This is a genomic window from Pseudomonas sp. HMWF006 (assembly GCF_003061205.1).
In the GTDB taxonomy this organism is placed as follows: domain Bacteria; phylum Pseudomonadota; class Gammaproteobacteria; order Pseudomonadales; family Pseudomonadaceae; genus Aquipseudomonas; species Aquipseudomonas monsensis.
Window position 1 is genome coordinate 1 of sequence record NZ_QAIU01000209.1, and the last position, 3724, is coordinate 3724.

Here is a 3724-nt window from a genome sequence, read left to right on the forward strand (position 1 = left end):
CCGATGGCCTTGTGCAGCAGTGCGGCAACCACCGAGGAGTCAACACCGCCGGACAGGCCCAGCAGCACGTTGTCGGTGCCGACTTGTGCGCGGATGTTGGCGATGGCGTCTTCAGCGATCTTCGACGGGGTCCACAGGGCTTCACAGCCACAGATGTCCAGCACGAAGCGCGACAGGATGCGACCGCCCTGCTTGGTGTGGGTCACTTCCGGGTGGAACTGCACGCCGTAGTAAGCGCGTTCGTCGTTGAACATGCCGGCGATCGGGCAGCTCGGGGTGCTGGCGAGGATGTGGAAGTCTGCCGGCATTTTGGTGACCTTGTCACCGTGGCTCATCCACACGTCGAGACCGAACAGGCCGTCGGCGTCGATGTGATCTTCGATGCCGTCGAGCAGGCGGCTCTTGCCGACCACGTCAACGCGGGCGTAGCCGAACTCACGCAGTTCGGAACCTTCCACCTTGCCGCCCAGTTGCTCGGCCATGGTCTGCATGCCGTAGCAGATACCGAAGACCGGTACGCCCAGGTCAAACACGGCCTGCGGGCAGCGCGGGCTGTTGGCTTCGTGCACGGACTCGGGGCCGCCGGCGAGGATGACGCCTTTAGGAGCGAATTCGCGGATCGCATCTTCGTCCATGTCGAACGGGTGCAGTTCGCAGTACACACCGATCTCACGCACGCGGCGGGCGATCAGTTGGGTGTATTGCGAACCGAAGTCGAGGATCAGGATGCGGTGAGCGTGAATATCGAGGGCCATGGTAGAGCTCTGAAAAGCAGTTGCAAGCTTCAAGCTGCAAGCTGCAAGTTATCGGAAGCTGCGCGGTAGCTGCATGAATGCAGTACCGCTTGCAGCTTATAGCTTGTGGCTTATAGCTGTCGGCGTTAGCCGACTCGGTAGTTTGGCGCTTCTTTGGTGATCTGCACGTCGTGAACGTGGGATTCGGCCATACCGGCACCGGTGATCCGCACGAACTCGGGCTTGGTGCGCATTTCTTCGATGTCGGCACTGCCGGTGTAACCCATCGAGGAACGCAGACCGCCCATCAACTGGTGAATGATCGCCGTCAGGGTGCCTTTATACGGCACACGGCCTTCGATACCTTCCGGCACCAGCTTCTCGGCGCCTGCCGAGGAGTCCTGGAAGTAACGGTCGGACGAGCCTTGCGCCTGGGACATGGCGCCCAGCGAACCCATACCGCGGTAAGCCTTGTACGAACGGCCCTGGAACAGTTCGATCTCGCCCGGCGCTTCTTCGGTACCGGCGAACATCGAGCCCATCATCACGCAGGACGCACCCGCCACGATGGCCTTGGACAGGTCACCGGAGAAACGGATGCCACCGTCGGCGATCAACGGAACACCAGTGCCTTCGAGGGCAGCGGCGACGTTGGCGATGGCACTGATTTGCGGCACGCCAACACCGGCGACGATACGCGTGGTGCAGATCGAGCCTGGGCCGATACCGACCTTGACCGCATCGGCGCCAGCTTCGGCCAGGGCCTTGGCGGCAGCGCCGGTGGCGATGTTGCCGCCGATCACCTGCACTTCAGGGAAGTTTTCCTTGACCCAGCGAACGCGGTCGATCACACCTTTGGAGTGACCGTGCGCGGTGTCGACCACCACGACGTCCACACCGGCATTGACCAGCGCGGCAACGCGGTCACCGGTGTCTTTACCGGTACCGACGGCAGCGCCAACGCGCAGACGACCTTGATCGTCCTTGCTGGCGAGCGGGTAGGCTTTGGCTTTTTCGATGTCTTTGACGGTCATCATGCCTTTGAGGGCAAACTTGTCGTCGACGATCAGGACTTTTTCCAGGCGGTGCTTGTGCAACAGCTCGCGGACTTCGTTCTTGTCGGCGCCTTCGCGCACAGTGACCAGACGCTCTTTAGGCGTCATCACTTCGCGCACGGTGGCATCCAGACGGGTTTCGAAGCGTACGTCACGGGAAGTGACGATGCCGACCAGGTCGCCATCGTGCAGCACCGGAACGCCGGAAATGTTGTGCATGCGGGTCAAGTCGAACAAGTCACGCACCGTGGCATCCGCCTCGATGGTGATCGGATCCTTGACGACGCCGGCTTCGAACTTCTTGACCTTACGCACTTCGGCAGCTTGCTGCTCGATGGTCATGTTCTTGTGGATAATGCCGATGCCACCTTCCTGAGCCATGGCGATTGCCAGACGGGCTTCAGTAACGGTGTCCATGGCGGCAGAAACCAGAGGAATGTTCAGCTCGATGCCACGGGTAAGGCGGGTCTTGAGACTGACTTCGTTAGGAAGCACCTCGGAATAACCGGGCACTAGGAGAATGTCGTCGAATGTCAGAGCTTCTTGGCTGATACGCAGCATCGCGGGGGCTCCCGAGCGGGAAAATGGAAGCGCGCCATTATAGTCATCCACCCCCTGCTGTTCAATGTAAAACTCAGCCTAATATCAATGTTGCTGATATACGGAGATCCCCGCCGCTACAGCTCCACCTTGACCCAAGAGACAGGTTGATCGAGCCAATCGGCGAATTCGTCGATAAAGCTCTGCTTGAACCCGGCCTCCAGCCAGTTGTTGAAGATGAAGCCAAGGTTGGAGAACGCGCACTCCTGCAAATACAGAAAGCCGTTGATGTCGTCTTCATGCCCGCATTCCGGGCAGGTGAAGTTGTCGGTGCGCCCAGGCATCCAGTCTTCCAGGCTTTCGAACAACGCTTCGCCAACCTCGCGGCGACACTCGGCGCAACCGGCTTCTTCGAGAAACCCCTTGGCCGGTGTATAGATGCAGCGTTTGGTGATGATCTCCAGCCCGTTGACCGGCTCGCCAAACGGCAGCGCCTCGGGATGCAGCACCACCGCCCGCGCACCGTCAGCCAAGGCGTACCCCATGCGATTGCCGGTGCGTCCGCAGGTCGTGAGCTCTTCCTTGACGATGTTCTTGCGCACCAGCCAACGCACGATCGCCCGTGCCCGGGGTTCGTGGACCGGCAGGGTGGAGATTTTCGGGACGATGATGCTTTGCGAATTCATGGGTGCAGCCTGCGACGTCAAATGGAAATTCTGCGGTGCTCACTCCGCTGCCTTCGCGGGCAAGCTCGCGAAGGCGTCAGCGCGGCCGGCAGCTTAATCCCTGACAAAATCCGGTCAAGTGCCGAGATAGCGTCCGATCAACGCAATCCCGCTGGCCAGCACCAGCCACGTCACCAGCCGCACAAACGCCTCGCGCGACAAACGCATGGTCAACCGCCGCCCGATCCACAGCCCCAATGCCATGGCCGGCAACAGACACAGCGCCAGCATCAACAAGGGTAGCTCGGCATACACACCGGCGATGGCGAACAGGCTCAAACGCACCACCGTGCTGCAACTGATCAACGCACTTTGCGTGGCCCGGGCCGCCTCTTTCGGCAGGCGACTGTTGAGATAGATCGCATACAAGAAGCCGCCACTGCCGAATAACGCCCCGAACAACCCGCCCACCGTGCCCATCGGCACGGCCCACGCCGCCGACAATTGCGTCGGCCGCACATTCACCCACAGGCTGTAAACGGCATAGGCGCTGATAAACAGCCCCATCAACAGCAACAGCACATCGGATTTGAGATTGAGCAGGAAAATCACTCCCAACGTGCAACCCACCGCCATACACGGCAACAAACGCAGCAGCTCGGGTTTCGCCACGTCCCGGCGCGAGGGCAACAGATTGCCGAACGCCGCGACGAAATCCAGCAGCACCAGC

4 protein-coding genes are annotated in these 3724 nt (G+C 60.7%); all 4 read right to left on the bottom strand.

Going from position 1 to position 3724, the window contains the following annotated elements:
- A partial coding sequence (gene guaA / locus DBR24_RS08200) for a glutamine-hydrolyzing GMP synthase (RefSeq protein ID WP_128614470.1) occupies nucleotides 1-755 on the bottom strand: 755 nt, incomplete at its 3' end.
- A gap of 125 nt (nucleotides 756-880) precedes the next feature.
- Nucleotides 881-2350, bottom strand: coding sequence for an IMP dehydrogenase (guaB, locus tag DBR24_RS08205; protein WP_123466061.1), 1470 nt, complete (start codon nucleotides 2348-2350; stop codon nucleotides 881-883).
- A 116-nt stretch (nucleotides 2351-2466) separates the two neighbouring features.
- Nucleotides 2467-3015, bottom strand: a complete 549-nt coding sequence (locus DBR24_RS08210; RefSeq protein ID WP_123466059.1) for a sugar ABC transporter ATPase — start codon at nucleotides 3013-3015, stop codon at nucleotides 2467-2469.
- A gap of 114 nt (nucleotides 3016-3129) precedes the next feature.
- Nucleotides 3130-3724 (bottom strand): sulfite exporter TauE/SafE family protein (locus DBR24_RS08215; protein WP_146188992.1); only part of this gene is annotated, 595 nt, incomplete at its 5' end.